This window comes from Streptomyces tirandamycinicus (genome assembly GCF_003097515.1).
GTDB lineage: Bacteria > Actinomycetota > Actinomycetes > Streptomycetales > Streptomycetaceae > Streptomyces > Streptomyces tirandamycinicus.
The window spans coordinates 4,749,415-4,767,682 of sequence record NZ_CP029188.1 but is presented as its reverse complement, the minus strand read 5'-3'; the positions used below and the strand labels follow the sequence as shown (position 1 = coordinate 4,767,682).

Genomic DNA, 18,268 nt, shown 5'->3' with positions numbered 1-18,268 from the left:
GGCCGGGGCCGCGCCGCGTCCTCGTTACTGATCTGACACCATTCCCCCGGGGGGCCGTTCAGGCGAACGGCGCTCGTCTGTAGAGAGTTGCGACCAGGGGACGGATGGGACCGCGCAGTGCGGGGCTACGAACGCCAGGAGAGCCACCGAGCTGACGACGACCACCTCTCGCGGTTCGAAGCCGAGATGGACCGGCTGAAGACCGAGCGGGAGAAGGCCGTCCAGCACGCCGAGGACCTCGGATACCAGGTCGAGGTGTTGCGCGCCAAGCTCCACGAGGCGCGGCGCACCATCGCGTCCCGTCCCGCCTACGACAGCGCCGACATCGGCTACCAGGCCGAGCAGCTGCTGCGGAACGCCCAGATCCAGGCCGAGCAGTTGCGCTCGGACGCCGAGCGGGAGCTGCGCGAGGTCCGGGCCCAGACCCAGCGCATCCTCCAGGAGCACGCCGAGCACCAGGCCCGTCTGCAGGCCGAGTTGCACGCCGAGGCGAACCAGCGCCGCCAGCGCCTCGACCAGGAGCTGGCGGAGCGCCGGCAGACCGTCGAGGCGCACGTCAACGAGAACGTGGCGTGGGCGGAGCAGCTCCGCGCCCGCAGCGAGTCCCAGGCCCGCCGGCTGCTGGACGAGTCGCGCGCGGAGGCCGAGCAGGGACTCGCCGCCGCCCGCGCCGAGGCCGCCCGGGTCGCCGAGGAGGCCCGGCAGCGGCTCAGCTCCGAGGCGGAGACCGCGCGCGCCGAGGCCGAGGCGGTCCTCCTGCGCGCCCGCAGGGACGCCGAGCGATTGCTGAACGCCGCCTCCACCCAGGCCCAGGAGGCCACCAGCCACGCCGAGCAGCTCCGCTCCACCACGACCGCCGAGTCCGACCAGGCCCGCCAGCAGGCCGCCGAGCTCAGCCGGAGCGCCGAGCAGCGGATGCAGGAGGCCGAGGACCGGCTCCGCGAGGCCCGTACGGAGGCCGACAAGGCCGTCGCCGAGGCCAAGGAGGCCGCGGCCAAACTGCTCGCGAACGCCGAGTCGGCGAACGAGCAGCGGGCCCGCACCGCCAAGTCCGAGATCGCCCGGCTCGTCGCCGAGGCCACCAAGGACGCCGAGAACCTCAAGAGCGAGGCCGAGCAGGCGCTGGCCGACGCCAGGGCCGAGGCGGAGAAGCTGGTCGCGGAGGCGTCGGAGAAGGCCCGCACGGTGGCCGCCGAGGACTCCGCCGCCCAGCTCGCCAAGGCCGCCCGGACCGCGGAGGAGGTCCTGAACAAGGCGTCCGAGGACGCCAAGGACACCACCCGCAAGGCCGCCGAGGAGGCCGAGCGGATCCGCCGCGAGGCCGAGGCGGAGGCGGACCGGCTGCGCGCCGAGGCCCATGACACGGCCGAGGAGCTCAAGGGCGCGGCGAAGGACGACACCAAGGAGTACCGCGCCAAGACCGTCGAACTGCAGGAGGAGGCCCGGCGGCTGCGCGGCGAGGCCGAGCAGCTGCGTTCCGAGGCCGTCGCCGAGGGCGAGCGGATCCGCAGCGAGGCGCGCCGGGAGGCCGTCCAGCAGATCGAGGAGGCGGCGAAGACCGCCGAGGACCTGCTGACGAAGGCGAAGGCCGATGCCGACGACGTGCGGTCCAAGGCCACCACGGACAGCGAGCGCGTCCGCACCGAGGCCATCGAGCGGGCCACGACGCTGCGCCGGCAGGCCGAGGAGACGCTGGAACGCACCCGTACCGAGGCGGACCGGCTGCGCGCCGAGGCCGAGGAGCAGGCCGACGAGATGAAGGCCGCGGCCGAGCGGGCCGCGGCCGGGCTCCGCGAGGAGACCGAACGCGCCGTCGCCGCCCGCCAGGCCGAGGCCGCGGACGAGCTGGCCCGTCTGCACTCGGAGGCGGAGGCCCGGCTGGCGTCGGCCGAGGAGGCGCTGACCGGGGCGCGCGCGGAGGCGGAGCGGATTCGCCGGGAGGCCGCGGAGGAGGCCGAGCGGCTGCGCACCGAGACGGCCGAGCGCGCCCGTACGCTGATGGAGCAGGCCGAGCAGGAGGCCGAGCGGCTGCGGACCGAGGCCGCCTCCGATGCCTCGGCCTCCCGCGCCGAGGGCGAGGCCGTCGCCGTGCGGCTGCGCACCGAGGCCGCCACGGAGGCCGAGCGGCTGCGGACCGAGGCGCAGGAGACCGCCGACCGGGTCCGCGGCGAGGCCGCCGCGGCGGCCGAGCGGGTCGGCCAGGAGGCCACCGAGGCGCTCGCCGCCGCCCAGGAGGAGGCGAACCGGCGCCGCCGGGAGGCCGAGGAGACCCTGGGCGCGGCCCGGTCGGAGGCCGACCAGGAGCGGGAACTGGCCCGCGAGCAGAGCGAGGAGCTGCTCGCCGCCGCCCGCAGGCGGGTCGAGGACGCCCAGACCGAGGCGCAACGGCTGGTGGAGGAGGCGGACCGGCGCGCCACCGAGATGGTGTCGGCCGCCGAGCAGACCGCCCAGCAGGTACGGGACTCCGTGTCCGGTCTGCAGGAGCAGGCCGAGCAGGAGATCGCCGGGCTGCGCAGCGCCGCCGAGCACGCGGCGGAGCGCACCAGGACGGAGGCCCAGGAGGAGGCGGACCGGGTCCGCGCCGACGCCTACGCGGAGCGGGAGCGTGCCACCGAGGACGCCAACCGCGTCCGGGCGCGCGCCGACGAGGAGGCGGAGGCCGCCAGGTCGCTCGCCGAGCGGACCGTCAACGAGGCGATCACCGAGTCGGACCGGCTGCGCACCGAGACCTCGGAGTACGCCCAGCGGATGCGCACGGAGGCGGCCGACGCCGTGGCCTCCGCCGAGCAGGACGCGGCACGGACCCGGGCCGAGGCCCGCGAGGACGCCAACCGGATGCGTTCCGAGGCCGCCGCCCAGGCCGACCAGCTGGTGGCCGAGGCCACCGGGGAGTCCGACCGGGTCACGACCGAGGCGTCCGAACTGCTGTCGCTCGCCGAGCGGGACGCGGAGCGGCTGCGCGCCGAGGCCGAGCAGGTCAAGGAGGACGGCGAGCGCCAGGCCGAGGAACTGCGCGCGGCCGCCCGCTCGGACGGCGGGAGGATCCTGGACGAGGCCAGGAAGGCGGCGGACAAGCGCCGTGCCGACGCGGCCGAGCAGGCCGACCAGCTCATCGCCGAGGCCGGGGCGGAAGCCGAACGGCTGCGCGCCGAGGCGGCCGACACCGTGGGCACCGCGCAGCAGCGGGCGGACCGGGTCAGGGCCGAGGCGGAGCGGCTCCGCGGGGACGCGGAGCGGGCCGCCGAGCGGATGCGCTCGGAGGCGCGTGAGGAGGCCGACCGGCTGCTCGACACCGCCCGGAAGGACGTGGCGAAGCGCCGTGCGGACGCGGCGGAGCAGGTCGACCGGTTGATGGCCAAGGCGCAGGAGGAGGCGCTGCGGGCGACGACGGAGGCCGAGTCGCAGGCGGACACGATGGTCGGCGCGGCCCGCAAGGAGGCCGACCGGCTGGTCGCCGAGGCGACCGTCGAGGGCAACTCGCTGGTGGAGAAGGCCCGTACGGACGCCGACGAGCTGCTGGTGGGGGCGCGGGGCGACGCGACGGCCATCCGGGAGCGCGCGGAGGAGCTCCGCCGGCGCGTGGAGAGCGACGTCGAGGAGCTGCACGAGCGGGCCCGCCGGGAGTCCGCCGAGCAGATGAAGGCCGCGGGCGAGCGCTGCGACCAGCTGGTGAAGGCCGCTGAGGAGCAGCAGGCCGAGGCCGGGGCGAAGGCCAAGGAGCTGGTGTCGGAGGCCAATTCGGAGGCCGGCAAGGTGCGGATCGCCGCGGTGCGGAAGGCGGAGGCACTGCTCAAGGAGGCCGAGCAGAAGAAGGCCGAGCTGGTCCGGGAGGCCGAGAAGGTCAAGGCCGACGCGGAGCGCGAGGCCGAGCGCATGATCGCGGAGGGGAAGCGGGAGCTGGAGGTGCTGGTGCGCCGGCGCGAGGACATCCAGGCGGAGATCTCCCGGGTGCAGGACGTGCTGGAGGCGCTGGAGTCGTTCGAGGCGCCGGGCGGCAAGGACGGCGGCGTCAAGGCGGGGGCCTCGGCAGGGAGTACCCGTTCGAGTGGCAAGACCTCCGAGAGCTAGCCACCCGAAAGGCTGGACATTCTCCATATCAAACGGGCATCTGCTCGATGACACGCCGCTTGGGCGCCTAGGATTCCCTCTAACACCTCAGCCGGTCTCATTCGACAGGATCCCCATGAGCGACACTTCCTCCCCCTTCGGCTTCGAGCTCGTGCGGCGCGGGTACGACCGCGGTCAGGTGGATGACCGCATCACCAAGCTCGTCGCCGACCGTGACAGTGCTCTCGCGCGTATCACCTCGCTGGAGAAGCGCATCGAGGAGCTCCATCTCGAGACGCAGAACGCCCAGGCCCAGGTCAACGACGCGGAGCCGTCCTACGCGGGGCTCGGTGCACGGGTCGAGAAGATCCTCCGCCTCGCCGAGGAGGAGGCGAAGGACCTGCGCGAGGAGGCCCGGCGCGCGGCCGAGCAGCACCGCGAGCTCGCCGAGGGCGCCGCCCAGCAGGTCCGCAACGACGCCGAGGCGTTCGCCTCGGAGCGCAAGCAGAAGGCCGAGGACGAGGGCGTCCGGATCGTCGAGAAGGCGCAGGGCGAGGCGAACTCGCTGCGCGCCGAGGCGCAGAAGGACGCGCAGTCCAAGCGCGAGGAGGCGGACGCCCTCTTCGAGGAGACCCGGGCCAAGGCCGCCCAGGCCGCCGCGGACTTCGAGACGAACCTGGCGAAGCGCCGGGACCAGTCCGAGCGCGACCTGGCGTCGCGTCAGGCGAAGGCGGAGAAGCGTCTCGCGGAGATCGAGCACCGCGCCGAGCAGCTGCGGCTGGAGGCCGAGAAGCTGCGCACGGACGCGGAGCGCCGCGCCCGGCAGACCGTCGAGACCGCGCAGCGCCAGGCCGAGGACATCGTGGCCGACGCGAACGCGAAGGCGGACCGCATCCGCAGCGAATCGGAGCGCGAGCTGGCGGCGCTGACCAACCGTCGCGACTCCATCAACGCCCAGCTGACCAACGTCCGCGAGATGCTGGCCACGCTGACCGGCGCGGCGGTCGCGGCGACGGGGGTGTCGGCCGACGACGAGCCGGTGTCCCGCGGCGTCCCGGCCCAGCAGTCCCGCTGACGCCGTGGGCGCACGGCAGTGCGCCCCGTGTGCGCCCGGTGCCTTCGACGGCACCGGGCGCACACGCCTTCGGGCCTCCGCACGCCCATGCGCCGCTCCCCTGGCCCGGGTCGTTGTCCGGATGGTGAAATGTGGCCGTCCGTCCGCCCTATCGGGTGGCGTTTCCCCCGTATGCCCCCGTAGCGTGAACGCATGATCGAGCTCGAGGGTCTCACCAAGCGTTTCGGCTCCAAGGTCGCGGTCGACCGTCTCTCCTTCACGGTGCGGCCGGGCGTCGTCACCGGATTCCTCGGGCCGAACGGCGCGGGCAAGTCGACCACGATGCGGATGATGCTGGATCTGGACAACCCCACCAGCGGGACGGTCCGGATCGACGGCAAGCACTACCGGGACCTGCAGGAACCGCTGAAGTACATCGGCGCGCTGCTCGACGCCAAGGCGATGCACGGCGGGCGAACCGCGTACAACAACCTGCTCTGCCTGGCCCAGGCGAACCGGATCCCGGCGAGCCGGGTGGCCGAGGTCCTCGACACGGTCGGCCTCACCGCGGTGGCGAAGAAGAAGACCAAGGGCTTCTCCCTCGGCATGGGGCAGCGGCTCGGCATCGCCTCCGCGCTGCTCGGCGACCCGGAGATCCTGATGTTCGACGAGCCGGTCAACGGGCTGGATCCGGAGGGAATTCACTGGATCCGCAATCTGATGAAACAGCTCGCGGCCGAAGGGAGAACGATCTTCGTCTCCTCCCATCTGATGAGCGAAATGGCCCTCACCGCCGATCACTTGATCGTCATCGGACAGGGGCGGCTGCTCGCCGACACGTCGATGGCGGATTTCATCCACCAGAACTCGCGCAGTTATGTACGGCTGCGCTCGCCGCAGCAGGAACGGCTGCGGGACGTGCTCCACGAATCGGGCCTCACTCCCGTCGAGGCCGGCAACGGCACGCTGGAGATCGACGGCGCCACCACCGAGCAGGTGGGGGAGCTGGCCGCCGAACACCGCATCGTGCTGCACGAACTGAGCTCCCAGCGCGCCTCGCTGGAGGAGGCGTTCATGCAGATGACGGCGAACGCCGTGGAGTACCACGCGCACTCCGCCTCCGGTCACGGCCCCCAGTGGGCCCCGCGCGACAAGGGAGCCTGACCCAATGGCCTCGGTACCCGCCGTTCTGCAGTCCGAGTGGACCAAGATCCGCACGGTCGCCTCCACCACCTGGACCCTCGTCAGCGCCTTCGTGGTGACGGTCGCCGTCGGCGCGCTGATCTGCGCGCTGCTCGCCTCGACCTTCGACGACCTGCCGCCGGCCGAGCAGGCCACCTTCGACCCGACGCTGGTCAGCTTCTCCGGCATGGTGCTGGGCCAGCTCGCGATGGTCGTCTTCGGCGTGCTCGTGGTCGGCACGGAGTACAGCTCCGGCATGATCCGCACCTCGCTCGCCGCCGTCCCGCAGCGCGCCACCTTCCTGTTCAGCAAGATCATGGTGGCCGGGCTGCTGGCGCTGGTGGTGGGGACGGCGACCAGCTTCCTCAGCTTCTTCCTCGGCCAGGCCCTGCTCGGCGAGCGCGCCACCTCGATCGGCGAGGAGAACGTGCTGCGCGCGGTGATCGGCGGCGGGCTCTACATGGGGCTCATCGCGCTGTTCTCCATGGGCGTCGCGGCGATGCTGCGCAGTTCGATGCTCTCGCTCGGCATCCTGATGCCGTTCTTCTTCCTGGTGTCCCAGATCCTGGCCGCCGTCCCGTACGCCAAGGACGTGGCCCGCTACTTCCCGGACCAGGCCGGCTCGAAGATCATGCAGGTCGTGCCGCAGGCGATGAACAGCGAGGAGGTCCCGTACGGGCCGTGGGGCGGCCTCGGCATCATGCTGCTCTGGGTGGCGGCCGCGCTGCTCGGCGGCTTCGTGGTCCTCAAGAAGCGGGACGCCTGACCCGTATCCCGAGCGGGACGCCTGACCCGTATCCCGCCCGAACCGGAGCGGCCGTCCGCCTTGGCCGGAACCGTCAGCCCCCGGATATCCTCCTAACTCTTACGGGGGGCTGCGGCCGTGTGCGGCCGTGCCCCGACGACCTGACCTGTCGATGGGGCTGGAGCAATGATCGAGGCAGTCGGCCTGACGAAGCGCTACGGCGCCAAGACGGCCGTGTACAACCTTTCCTTCCAGGTGCGGCCCGGTGCCGTCACCGGCTTCCTCGGGCCTAACGGCTCGGGCAAGTCGACGACGATGCGCATGATCCTCGGCCTCGACCAGCCGACTTCCGGCCATGTCACGATCGGCGGCCACCCGTTCCGGAAGCTGCCCAACGCACCACGTCAGGTCGGGGCGCTGCTGGACGCCAAGGCGGTGCACGGCGGACGGAGCGCCCGCAGCCATCTGCTCTCGCTCGCCCAGCTGTCCGGCATCCCGGCCCGCCGGGTCGACGAGGTGCTCGGGGTGGTGGGCCTCCAGGACGTCGCCAAGCGGCGCTCCAAGGGCTTCTCGCTGGGTATGGGGCAGCGGCTCGGCATCGCCGCGGCCCTGCTGGGCGACCCTCAGGTGCTGCTGTTCGACGAGCCGGTGAACGGTCTCGACCCGGAGGGCATCCTCTGGGTGCGCAATCTGATGAAGCAGCTGGCCTCCGAGGGCCGTACCGTGTTCGTCTCCTCGCACCTGATGAGCGAAATGGCCCTCACCGCCGATCACCTGATCGTCATCGGACGGGGCCAGCTGCTCGCGGACATGAGCGTGAAGGACTTCATCGCGCACAACTCGGCCGGCTTCGCCCGGGTACGGACGCCGCAGACCGAGCCGCAGCAGCGGGAGAAGCTGAGCGTCGTCCTCACCGAGGCCGGCGGCCAGGTCATGCCGGAGCCGGACGGGGCGCTGCGGGTGACCGGCCTCGCGCTGCCCGCCATCAGCGACCTGGCGCACGACGCCGACGTCCGGCTGTGGGAGCTCTCGCCGCACCAGGCCTCGCTGGAGGAGGCCTACATGCGGATGACCCAGGCGGCCGTGGACTACCGCTCCACGGAGGACCGGAAGGCCGGTCTGATGCAGCCGCCGCCGACGGAGTACGACCCGTCCGCGCTACTGGTCCCCGAGGTGCCGCAGCAGGGCTGGTACGCCCCGCCGCCGCCCGGCCACAACCCGTACACGGCCGCTCCGCCCGCCACCGTGGCGCCCGGCCACAACCCGTACGCGACCACTCCACCGGCCGCCGCTCCGGCGGCACCTCCGGCGGCGCCCCCGGCCGACGCCGCCCCGCCGGCCCCGGCCGCCGCCCCCGCAGACCTGACCAAGAGCAGCACCGAGGACGCCCGATGACGACCCCGTACCAGCAGCAGGACGCGTACCCGCAGGGCGCCTACGACTCCCCGATCCCGGTCCGGGCGGCGCACCTCGGCGACGCGCTCGCCTCCGAGTGGACCAAGATCCGTTCGGTGCGTTCCACCGTATGGACGCTCGGCGTGATGATCGTGCTGATGTTCGGCATCGGTGTGCTCTCGGCCGTGGCGGTGTCCTCGGTGGAGCCCGAGGTGGGCGAGGAATCCGTGCTCAGCCTCGGCTTCTTCGGCGTCCTGCTCGGCTCGATCTGCGTCATCACACTGGGTGTGATGACCATCGCCTCCGAGTACGGAACCGGCATGATCCGCACCACCCTGACCGCCTGCCCCAGCCGCGCCCGGGTGCTGACGGCGAAGGCGACGGTCTTCTTCCTGCTGGTCTTCGTGATCACGACGGTGACCGCCGCGATCGTCGGCGCCCTGCAGACGGCGATCGTGGACGGGGGCGTCAGCACCGGTGAGGACTGGTTCCGGGCGACGGTAGGCGTCGGGCTCTTCGTCGGCCTGCTCGGACTGCTCTCGCTCGCCGTCGGCGCGCTGATCCGGCACTCCGCGGGCGCGATCACCGTCATGATCGGTGTGGTCCTGCTGCCGCTGGTGCTGGCACTGTTCATGTACACGGAGTCGCTGCGGCAGGTGCAGGAGTTCCTGCTCGAGTACTCCATCCCGAGCCAGCTGGGGGTGCTCTACGACACTCCCGTCACCGACCAGGGCCCGAACGGCTGGGAGCCGCTGTGGATCATGCTGGGCGTGGCGGGCGCGGCCATGGCCGCCGCCTACCTCTCGCTCGACCGGCGCGACGTCTGACCCTGCCGGACCGGGCTCCGGCGGCCGGACCGCGCCTCGGCAGCCAGCCGGGCCGGGCCGTTCAGTAGCGAGGCGCGTTGCGGGACCGCTGCACCCGGGAGGTGCGGCGGTCCTTCGCGTTCCAGCAGGCCCTGTGCCAGTGACGCCGGTCGTCCACCCCGCCGTAGTCGGGCCAGGCCACTACGTGCGGGGTGCCGGACGGGATCTCCTGGTCGCAGCCCGGGCAGCGGTAGCGCTTGCCCGCGGCGCTCGCCCCCGCGACGTGCCGGACCCGCCACTCCTCGCCCTGCCAGCTCTCGGACCGCTCCACCCCGCCGTAGCGGTCGGCCATGTCACCGGCGCGGTCGGTCTGCTTCTCCCCTCCGCGGGGGCGGTTTCTGCGCGGGGACACGTGACACCTCGGGAGCAGATGCGGACAGTTCACTCCCAAGCCTACGGTCCCGGGCGGCGGGTAGACGCCCCGTACGGCGCCGACCACACCACCCGCCGGGCCCGGTTACCGGAAAATCGCAACAACTTCACTCGCGGCCGTGCCTTTGGCACGTGTCAGACGTTGTTGCCTGTGTGGGGGGAATGCCGCGTCGGCCGCAAGGAGGCATCAGGCGATGCGCGTTGGAGCTTTTGTACTGGCCGCCCAGTTCCCGGGCCAGGGGCCCGGGGAGGCACTGCACCGGGCCGTGCGGTCCGCCGAGGTGGCCGAGGCCGCCGGACTGGACTCGGTCTGGCTGGCCGAGCACCACTTCGTACCGTACGGGGTGTGCCCGTCGGCGGTGACCCTGGCCGCGCTGCTGCTCGGCCGCACGGAACGGCTCAGGGTGGGCACGGCGGTGAGCGTACTGCCGACCGTCCATCCCGTGGCGCTGGGCGAGCAGGCGGCGCTGCTGCACCTCACGTCGGGGGGCCGGTTCTCCCTCGGCGTGGGCCGCGGCGGGCCCTGGGTCGATCTGGAGGTCTTCGGCGCCGGTCTCGCGGCGTACGAGAAGCACTTCCCCGAGTCGCTGGACCTGCTGCTGCGCTGGCTGCGGGACGCTCGGGTGGGGAGCGAGGGGGAACGATTCGCTTTCCGTGAGGTCCCCGTCGTGCCGCGGCCCGGCGACCTGATCGGCGCGGACGGCCACGGCCCCGCGGGCCCCGAGGTGATCGTGGCGTGCACCTCCCCCGCGACGGTGCGGCTGGCGGCCGAGCGCGGGCTGCCGATGCTCCTGGGGATGCACTGCGACGACGCGGAGAAGGCGGACATGGTCGCCCTGTGGCGGAGCCACGCCCTCGCGTCGGGCCACGCCCCGGAGACGGTGGCGGCCGCGGGCCATGTGTCGGCCGGCGTGGTGCAGATCGCGGACAGCCGCACAGCGGCCGAGGAGACCCTCACCAAGGCGATGCCGGGCTGGCTGAAGCAGGGCCTGGAGGCCCATGTGACGGTCGACGGGCGGCAGCGCGCGATGCGCGACCCCGTCCGCTACACCGAACTGCTGTGCCGGCTGCACCCGGTGGGACCGCCGAGGCTGGCCGCGGACCGGCTGGCGGCGACCGCTGAGCGCACCGGCATCACCCGGTTCGCGCTCCTCTCCGAGGGGTCGGGCGATCTGGCGGCGACGGAGGACAACGTACGGCGGCTGGGCGCCGAGGTGCTTCCGCTGCTTCGCTGAACGGGCCGACGCGCGTGCGGGCCGCACGACCGTGCGGCCCGCACGCCTCCCCCGGCCCGTCGTCCGGTGGAGGCTGCCGCCCCGGCATCCATGACGCCTCGCGCGATGCGGAGCGGCAGCGGAAGACATCAGCAGTCGCGCAGTTCGGGCGACTGGTTGAGCAGCTGGGCCCTTACGGACGTGAAGCGGGCGAGCCGCTCATCCACCGAGGAGTCCAACGGGAACACCGCGACGCGGTGGCAGTTCTGGAAGGCGAGCCGCACTCCGAAGTGCCGCTGCAGCGCACCCCTGATGGCGTCGCTCGCGAGTGCGCGCAACAGCTGACCACGTGCCTGCTCGTCCGGCGGCGGCGTCTGGTTGTCGGCGAACTCTCCGCCGTCCACCTTCAGCTGTGCCACCAGAGAACTGATCATCTCCCATGCGTAGGGCAGGGAGGTCCGGACGCAGTCGACGAATGCAGCTTCGTCGACCTCGCCTCGCTCGGCCTGTTCCAACAGCGCCGGTGAGACGTCGAGCGACATGGGTTCTCCTCTCGCGACCCCGCCGGGCGGGGTCTTACGGGCAGGGAAGAAGGCGGCGGCGTGTGCCCGGCTACGGCTCCGAAGACGACGCAGCGTGCACGACCGGCGACCTCCTGCATCCACGTTATGCGCGCTGTCTGGTCCGCACCAGGAGAATGGGAAGACAACCGGCCACCTGGCCAAGGGCACAAGAGGGGCGACCGGTAGGGACTCGGACAGGGGTTGCGGGCGGCGGCGGGACGAATCGCGCGCGAGGAGGTCGGTCGAGTAGCGTTGCGCACCATGCGTCTCGTCATCGCCCGCTGTTCCGTGGACTACGCCGGCCGGCTCACCGCCCACCTGCCCTCCGCTCCCCGTCTGATCCTGGTCAAGGCCGACGGCAGCGTCTCCATCCACGCCGACGACAGGGCGTACAAACCGCTGAACTGGATGTCCCCTCCGTGCACTCTCAAGGAGGGCGACGACAACGTCTGGACGGTCACCGGCAAAACGGGCGAGAAACTGATCATCACCATGGAGGAGGTCCTCCACGACTCGTCCCACGAGCTGGGCGTGGACCCCGGACTCATCAAGGACGGCGTGGAAGCGCACCTCCAGGAGTTGCTCGCAGACCGTATCGAGACACTGGGCGAGGGCTACAGCCTGATCCGCCGCGAGTACCCGACGGCGATCGGCCCCGTGGACATCCTCTGCCGGGACTCCGACGGAGCGACGGTGGCGGTGGAGATCAAGCGCCGCGGCGAGATCGACGGGGTCGAGCAGCTCACCCGCTATCTGGAGCTGCTGAACCGCGACCCCCATCTCGCCCCGGTCCGCGGTGTGTTCGCGGCACAGGAGATCAAGCCCCAGGCCCGCGTGCTGGCCACGGACCGCGGCATCGGCTGCGTGGTGCTGGACTACGACGCCCTGCGCGGCATCGAGGACGACAAGCTGCGTCTGTTCTGACGGGGTAGCGCGGGCGACCGGCGGTCACCCCGGCGGCCGCAGGCGCCGCCGTGGCGGGCCCGGGCACCGTGCGGGCGCGGGTACGGCCCAGGCACGGCACGGTGCGGGCGCGGGTACGGCCCGGTGCGGGCGCCGTACGGGCACGGTCACGGGACCCGGACCGCGGCTCCGTGCGGGCACGGGACCGGCGACAGCACGCGGCTACGTGCGGGCGCGGGACCGGCGACAGCACGCGGCTACGTGCGGGCGCGGGACCGGCGACCGGCACGTCGCGGGTCCACGCGCGGCACGCCTCCAGGGCCCGGAGCCGCCTCGGTGCGCGGCCGGGCGCGGTGCGGCGTCCCTCCCCGTTCGCCCGGGCGCGGTGCGGCAGGTGTCCCCGCTCGGCACGGGACACCGCCCGAGCGCCCGTCCAGCGCCCGGGCCCCTTCGCGCGCCGGCACGGAGGCACCGAATGGGCGCACGGCCGCGCGGCTCGGGGGACTCCACCGCGCCGGACGGGACCGCCCCCCGTACCGGCCGGATGCGCTCTGCCGCAGGACCGGACGCCCCCGGACGCCCCCGCACGCCACCCCATGCGAACACACGCGCCCGGACGCGACCGTCTGACGCGGCTGTCTGACGCGGGAGGCGCACCGGCGCCCGGTCAGGACGACGAACTGCTCGGCCCCGCCAGGCTGCCGCTGGGACTGCTCGTCGTGGCCCCCGGGCTCCCGGTGGAGGACGCACCGCCATCGGAGCTGCCGCCATCGGTGGTGCCGCCGTCCGCGGCCCCGCCGTCGGCCGTACCGCCGTCCGTGGTGCCGCCGTCGGTGGTGCCGCCGCTCGCGGCCCCGCCGTCCGTGCTGCCGCCGTCCGTGGTGCCGCCGCTCGGGCCCGTGGAGGTCCCGCCGCTCGGGCCCGTGGACGTGCCGCCGCTCGACGGCGAGCCGCCGGTCGAACCCGTCGAACCCGTCGACGTGCCGCCGCTCGACGACGGACCGCCCGTCGACGACGAACTCCCGCTCGTACCGCCGGTGGCCGACGACGAACCGCCGGTCGCCGAGCCGTTCGTACCCGAGCCGCCCGTCGAGGAACCGCCGCTCTGCGTCGCGGGATCGCCCGCCGAGCCGCTCTCGCCGGGCCGCGCGGTGTCCGGGGCCGCGGGTGCGCCCCCCGTACCGCCGGATGTGCCGTCCGCGGGACGGCTGGTGGGGGTGCCGGCTGGCTCGTCCGCGTCCAGGCCCTCGCTCCCCTCCCCCTCGTTCGCGGACTGCTCGCTGGTCACCCGGTCCGCCGGGGTCTCCTCGTCGGAGGCCGCTCCGAGGGTCACCATCGTGCCGAGGACCACGGCCAGCAGTGCGCCCGCTCCGGCCGCGACGAGGTGGCGCCGGGGGCCGGAGACGACGAGCCGGCGCGCCTCCGCGACCAGGCCGGCGGGCCAGGCCGGGAGCTGACGGCGGGCATCCGCCGTCTCGACCGGCGCGGAGACGGCCGTGACGCCCAAGGCCGGGAACACCGGCTCCTCGGCGCGAGCGGCGGGGGCCGCCTCGCCCTCCGCGCCGTCCGCACCGGGCGGCCGGGGGCCCTCCCGGTCGGTCACGAGCGCCAGCGCCCTGCGGCCGGCGACCGTGCCGCGCTTGTCGGCGAGCGCCCCGCGCATGGCGATGGACGCCTCGAGTTCGGCGCGTGCCCGGTCGAGGCTGCCCGAGCACAGGGCCAGTACGCCCAGCTCGTGGAGGAAGTAGGCCTCTTCGGCGACCTCGCCCGCCGTCCGGGCCGCCTCCTGGCCGGTTCGCAGCGTGCGCTCCCACGCCTGCCAGTGCAGTCCCGCCGCGAACGCGGGCGCGGCGCTGCGGGCCAGCAGCACGGCGGTACCGGCGTGCCCGGCCTCCTGGGCGGGCACCAGCGCGCCCAGCGCCGCGAGGATCGCGTCCGCCTCGCCGGACGCCCGCGCGGGCGTCACCGACGGGTGCCCCGTCCACCAGGCGTAGTGCCGGGCGGCCGTGTGGGCGCGTTCGAGGGCGCCCTCGGCGTAGCCGGCGGCCTCCAGCTGGGCGGCGACTCCGGCCGCCAGCCGGTAGCGGGAGCCGACGGGGCTGAGCAGGGCGCAGCCGGTCAGCTCGCCGAGCGCGGCGTCGGCGTGGGTGTCTCCGATGAGCGCCGGGAGGTGTGCCTGGTGCGGGACCTCGCCGCCGAGGGCGACCGCGAACCGGAGGGTGTCGCGGGCGGACTCGCTGAGCCGGGACGCGAGCAGCGCGGCGGGGGCGGCTCCTTCGCCGAGCGTGGGCAGCGGGGTGTCGATCCCGTCGCCGAAGACGCTGCCCTCGTCGTCGTCCTCGTCGCCGGCGTCATCGGTGGCATCGGCGGACCGCTGCGCGGAGCCGTTGCGCAGGGTGTCGCGCTGCCTCAGGAGCGCACCGGCCTGGACGAAGCGCAGGGGCAGTCCCTCCGACTCGAACCAGAGGTCGCCGGCCCAGTTCGCCTCCTCGTCGGTGAGCGGCCGCTCCACGGCCCGCTCCAGGAGTTCGAGCGCCGTGCCGCGGTCGAGCCCGGAGAGGAACACCTCCTCGACCTGGGAGCCCGCCGAGGGCGCCGGCACGTCGGGGGTCGCGGCGAGCAGGAAGGCGCATTCCGGGGTGGCGTCGAGAAGTTCGTCCAGGGCGCCGCCGCCGAACTCCAGGTCGTCGACGAGGACGACGGCACCGATCTCGCGGACGTGGCCCAGCAGCTCGGCCGGGTCGGGCCGGTGCAGCGGGGCGTCGTGGACGGCCGCGAAGAGTTCGTGGAGCAGCTCGGCGGGCGTGCGGTGGTGTCCGGAGAGGCGGACGACACCGTCGGGGGCCAGGTCGGCGCAGTCGGCGGCTACGGCGTCGAGCAGGGCGGTACGGCCCGATCCGGCGGGCCCGGTCAGCCGGACCGTGCGGCCGCGCCCCAGGAGGCGTACGAGCCGCTGACGCTCTTCCTGGCGTTCCAGCAGCGGCAGTGCGGGGGCGGCCGGTCCGGGCGGGACCGGGGGCCGGAGGGCGCGCCGCCGTTCCTCGCGTTCCCAGGAGGTGTGCCGTGCGGGCGCGGCGGGTCGCTCGCCGGGGCGGCAGGGCTCGATCTCGCTGCCGTCGACCGGGTTGACGGTGAGCGCGAAGTCGCCGGCGATCACGCGCACCGTGCGTGCCGGCGTGGCCTTCTGGTGGGCGAACTCCGGCGGCACCGCGTCGCGCGGCGGTCGGTGCCCGGTGCCCCCGTCCGTGCCGCCGTCGGCGCTGCCGTGGTCGCTGTCGTGGCCGTGGCCGTCCGGTTCCGGATTCTTCGGGTCCATGGTCAAAGCCCCCAGATGGCGTCTCGTGCGGAAGCCCCTCCGGCCGGCTGCACGTTCGCTGCCGCTTGTGGACCGGTGCCCGCCGTGTGGGTTGGTGAAGAGGCGGGCGACCGGAGCCTAGACGTTCGCCGGGCGTCGGGGAACAGCCGGGGTGCCGGGCGCCCAGGACGTCACGGTGTCGTGATGATTGTGCGCCCTGGCGCGTGTCGCCCGCTCAGACCCGAGGCAGGGACTCTGCGGCGATTCCGCCCTCGATGGCCAGGATGCGGTGCAGCCGGGTGGCCACCAGGAGCCGCTGCATCTGCGGCGGCACTCCGCGCAGCACGAGGCGCCGGCCGCAGCGGCCGGCCCGTCGGTGCGCGCCCATGATGACCCCGAGACCGGTGGCGTCCCAGGAGTCCAGACTGCTCAGGTCGAGCACGAGATCGCCCACTCCGTCGTCGACGGCCGCGTGCAGGACCGTTCGGGCGTCCGCCGCGCTCCGGACGTCGAGGCGGCCCCCGACGACCAGCTCGGCGTGGTCGCCCCTGATGTGCATATGCGCTCCCCGAGAGTGCTGTTGTCCGCCAGAGCCGACATGTGCGCCGATTGTCTGACTGTGCGTTCGACTGTCGCGTTCGACCGTGAGGTTCGACTGCCTCTTTGTTTGCACCAACTGACTGCCGTACGTGCAGAGAAGTTGCCGTCTGTAAGCGAACCGATACCGAATTCACCCGAAGGGGTGAAGGTGGGCAGGGGCGTACGGCCCCCGCGCACCCGGGGTCGGCGTTCAGTGCTTGTAGAAGCCCTGCCCGCTCTTGCGCCCGATGTCACCGGCGTCCACCATCCGGCGCATCAGCTCCGGCGGCGCGAACTTCTCGTCCTGCGACTCGGTGTAGATGTTGCCGGTGGCGTGGAGCAGGATGTCCACGCCCGTCAGGTCGGCGGTGGCCAACGGCCCCATCGCATGGCCGAAGCCGAGCTTGCAGGCGATGTCGATGTCCTCGGCGCTCGCCACGCCCGACTCGTACAGCTTGGCGGCCTCGACGACCAGCGCCGAGATCAGACGGGTGGTCACGAAGCCGGCGACGTCGCGGTTGACGACGATGCACGTCTTGCCCACGGACTCGGCGAACTCGCGTGCGGTGGCGAGCGTCTCGTCGCTGGTCTTGTAGCCGCGGACGAGTTCGCACAGCTGCATCATCGGCACCGGCGAGAAGAAGTGGGTGCCGACGACGCGCTCCGGCCGCTCGGTCACGGCCGCGATCTTGGTGATCGGGATGGCGGACGTGTTGGAGGCGAGCACGGCCTCGTCCCGTACGAGCTTGTCGAGCGCACGGAAGATCTCGTGCTTCACCTCGAGCTTCTCGAAGACCGCCTCCACCACGACGTCCGCGTCGGCGACCGCGTCGAGGTCCGTGGTCGTGGTGATGCGCCCCAATGCGGCCTCGGCGTCGGCCGCTTCGAGCTTCCCCTTGGCCACGAACCTGTCGTACGAGGCCTTGATGCCGTCGGTGCCGCGGGTCAGGGCCGCGTCGGTGACGTCGCGCAGCATGACGTCCCAGCCCGCTTGGGCGGAGACCTGCGCGATGCCGGACCCCATGAGTCCGGCCCCGATGACGGCGAGCTTCCTGGCCACTGCTGCACCCCTTAACGCACGTTTGCCTACCGGATCCCTGCGGAGGTTAGCGGCCGCGGGGCGCCGTGTGGCGGCGAAGAGATGCGCGTCACGTCTCGAATGACGGACATCACACCGGGGACCGGGTGGGCCGCCGGACCCGGGCCGTCCCAAGGGCTGTCCCGTAGTCACCGGCGGATCGGTGTGCGGCGTCGGACGGGGTGCGTCGCGAGGCGGAGGGTCGTCCTCATACCGGGCGTATTCGGGATACCGGGCGTATCCGGGCGGTCCGGCGACACAGCGAGGTGCCGCAGCCGCCTTCGTGCGCCCACTGGGGAATTCGGGACAGCCCGTAGGCTGGCCACATGGTCAATCTGACGCGCATCTACACGCGCACCGGCGACAAGGGCACCACGGCGCTCGGCGACATGAGCCGCACGAGCAAGACCGATGTGCGCATCTCCGCGTACGCGGACGCCAACGAGGCCAACGCGGCCATCGGTGCGGCCATCGCGCTCGGCGGGCTGCCTCAGGACGTCGTCAAGGTCCTCGTCCGGGTCCAGAACGACCTGTTCGACGTCGGCGCGGACCTGTGCACGCCCGTCGTGGAGAACCCGAAGTACCCGCCGCTGCGCGTGGAACAGGCCTACATCGACAAGCTGGAGGCGGACTGCGACCGCTTCCTGGCGGACCTGGAGAAGCTCCGCTCGTTCATCCTGCCGGGCGGCACGCCGGGAGCCGCCCTGCTGCACCAGGCGTGCACCGTGGTGCGCCGGGCCGAGCGCTCCACGTGGGCCGCCGTCGAGGTGCACGGCGAGACGATGAACCCGCTGGCGGCGACCTACCTCAACCGCCTCTCCGACCTCCTCTTCATCCTCGCCAGGACGGCGAACAAGGAAGTCGGGGACGTCCTCTGGGTGCCGGGCGGAGAGCGCTGAGCGCCGCCCCGCGAGGCCGCGGACGCGGCCGGCGGGTGGCCTTTCGGCGCTGTGCGTCCGCGGTGGTGACGGCGGG

14 protein-coding genes are annotated in these 18,268 nt (G+C 73.2%); 9 read left to right on the top strand and 5 right to left on the bottom strand.

Annotated features, from left to right (window positions below):
- Nucleotides 1-117 precede the first annotated feature (117 nt).
- The 6 genes from scy to DDW44_RS21140 all read left to right on the top strand — a co-directional run bounded on the left by scy (nucleotide 118) and on the right by DDW44_RS21140 (nucleotide 9,250).
- Nucleotides 118-4,068, top strand: a complete 3,951-nt coding sequence (scy, locus tag DDW44_RS21165) for a polarized growth protein Scy (protein ID WP_108907379.1) — start codon at nucleotides 118-120, stop codon at nucleotides 4,066-4,068.
- Between the two features lie 115 nt (nucleotides 4,069-4,183).
- Complete coding sequence (locus DDW44_RS21160; RefSeq protein WP_108907378.1) at nucleotides 4,184-5,122, top strand: coiled-coil domain-containing protein; 939 nt, start codon at nucleotides 4,184-4,186, stop codon at nucleotides 5,120-5,122.
- Nucleotides 5,123-5,314: 192 nt separating this feature from the next.
- Nucleotides 5,315-6,265, top strand: a complete 951-nt coding sequence (locus DDW44_RS21155) for an ABC transporter ATP-binding protein (RefSeq protein ID WP_017946863.1) — start codon at nucleotides 5,315-5,317, stop codon at nucleotides 6,263-6,265.
- A 4-nt stretch (nucleotides 6,266-6,269) separates the two neighbouring features.
- Nucleotides 6,270-7,049, top strand: a complete 780-nt coding sequence (locus tag DDW44_RS21150) for an ABC transporter permease (RefSeq protein WP_017946864.1) — start codon at nucleotides 6,270-6,272, stop codon at nucleotides 7,047-7,049.
- A 165-nt stretch (nucleotides 7,050-7,214) separates the two neighbouring features.
- Nucleotides 7,215-8,423, top strand: a complete 1,209-nt coding sequence (locus tag DDW44_RS21145) for an ABC transporter ATP-binding protein (RefSeq protein ID WP_108907377.1) — start codon at nucleotides 7,215-7,217, stop codon at nucleotides 8,421-8,423.
- Complete coding sequence (locus DDW44_RS21140) at nucleotides 8,420-9,250, top strand: ABC transporter permease (RefSeq protein WP_108907376.1); 831 nt, start codon at nucleotides 8,420-8,422, stop codon at nucleotides 9,248-9,250. Before DDW44_RS21145 ends, DDW44_RS21140 begins: the two co-directional genes overlap by 4 nt.
- A gap of 61 nt (nucleotides 9,251-9,311) precedes the next feature.
- Here DDW44_RS21140 and DDW44_RS21135 read toward each other — a convergent pair whose 3' ends face one another.
- A complete protein-coding gene (locus DDW44_RS21135; RefSeq protein ID WP_026165124.1) occupies nucleotides 9,312-9,641 on the bottom strand; it encodes a hypothetical protein in 330 nt (109 codons plus the stop codon).
- Between the two features lie 214 nt (nucleotides 9,642-9,855).
- Here DDW44_RS21135 and DDW44_RS21130 point away from each other — a divergent pair, with 214 nt between their 5' ends.
- On the top strand, nucleotides 9,856-10,896 hold the full coding sequence (locus DDW44_RS21130; protein ID WP_027735095.1) for an LLM class flavin-dependent oxidoreductase: 1,041 nt from the start codon (nucleotides 9,856-9,858) through the stop codon (nucleotides 10,894-10,896).
- Nucleotides 10,897-11,024: 128 nt separating this feature from the next.
- Here DDW44_RS21130 and DDW44_RS21125 read toward each other — a convergent pair whose 3' ends face one another.
- Complete coding sequence (locus DDW44_RS21125) at nucleotides 11,025-11,417, bottom strand: SCO5389 family protein (protein WP_017946869.1); 393 nt, start codon at nucleotides 11,415-11,417, stop codon at nucleotides 11,025-11,027.
- Between the two features lie 282 nt (nucleotides 11,418-11,699).
- Between DDW44_RS21125 and nucS the strand changes: the two genes are divergently transcribed.
- A complete protein-coding gene (gene nucS, locus DDW44_RS21120; protein ID WP_017946870.1) occupies nucleotides 11,700-12,362 on the top strand; it encodes an endonuclease NucS in 663 nt (220 codons plus the stop codon).
- Between the two features lie 646 nt (nucleotides 12,363-13,008).
- On the opposite strand, the gene DDW44_RS21115 is transcribed toward nucS, so the two are convergent.
- From DDW44_RS21115 to DDW44_RS21105, 3 genes are all read right to left on the bottom strand, one after another.
- Nucleotides 13,009-15,657, bottom strand: a complete 2,649-nt coding sequence (locus tag DDW44_RS21115) for an ATP-binding protein (protein ID WP_108907375.1) — start codon at nucleotides 15,655-15,657, stop codon at nucleotides 13,009-13,011.
- A gap of 214 nt (nucleotides 15,658-15,871) precedes the next feature.
- A complete protein-coding gene (locus DDW44_RS21110; RefSeq protein WP_018891390.1) occupies nucleotides 15,872-16,195 on the bottom strand; it encodes an STAS domain-containing protein in 324 nt (107 codons plus the stop codon).
- Between the two features lie 231 nt (nucleotides 16,196-16,426).
- The gene (locus DDW44_RS21105; RefSeq protein WP_108907374.1) at nucleotides 16,427-17,275 is read right to left on the bottom strand and encodes a 3-hydroxyacyl-CoA dehydrogenase family protein; all 849 of its coding nucleotides are present in this window, start codon (nucleotides 17,273-17,275) and stop codon (nucleotides 16,427-16,429) included.
- 344 nt (nucleotides 17,276-17,619) lie between these two features.
- Between DDW44_RS21105 and DDW44_RS21100 the strand changes: the two genes are divergently transcribed.
- A complete protein-coding gene (locus DDW44_RS21100; RefSeq protein ID WP_108907373.1) occupies nucleotides 17,620-18,192 on the top strand; it encodes a cob(I)yrinic acid a,c-diamide adenosyltransferase in 573 nt (190 codons plus the stop codon).
- Nucleotides 18,193-18,268: the final 76 nt, after the last annotated feature.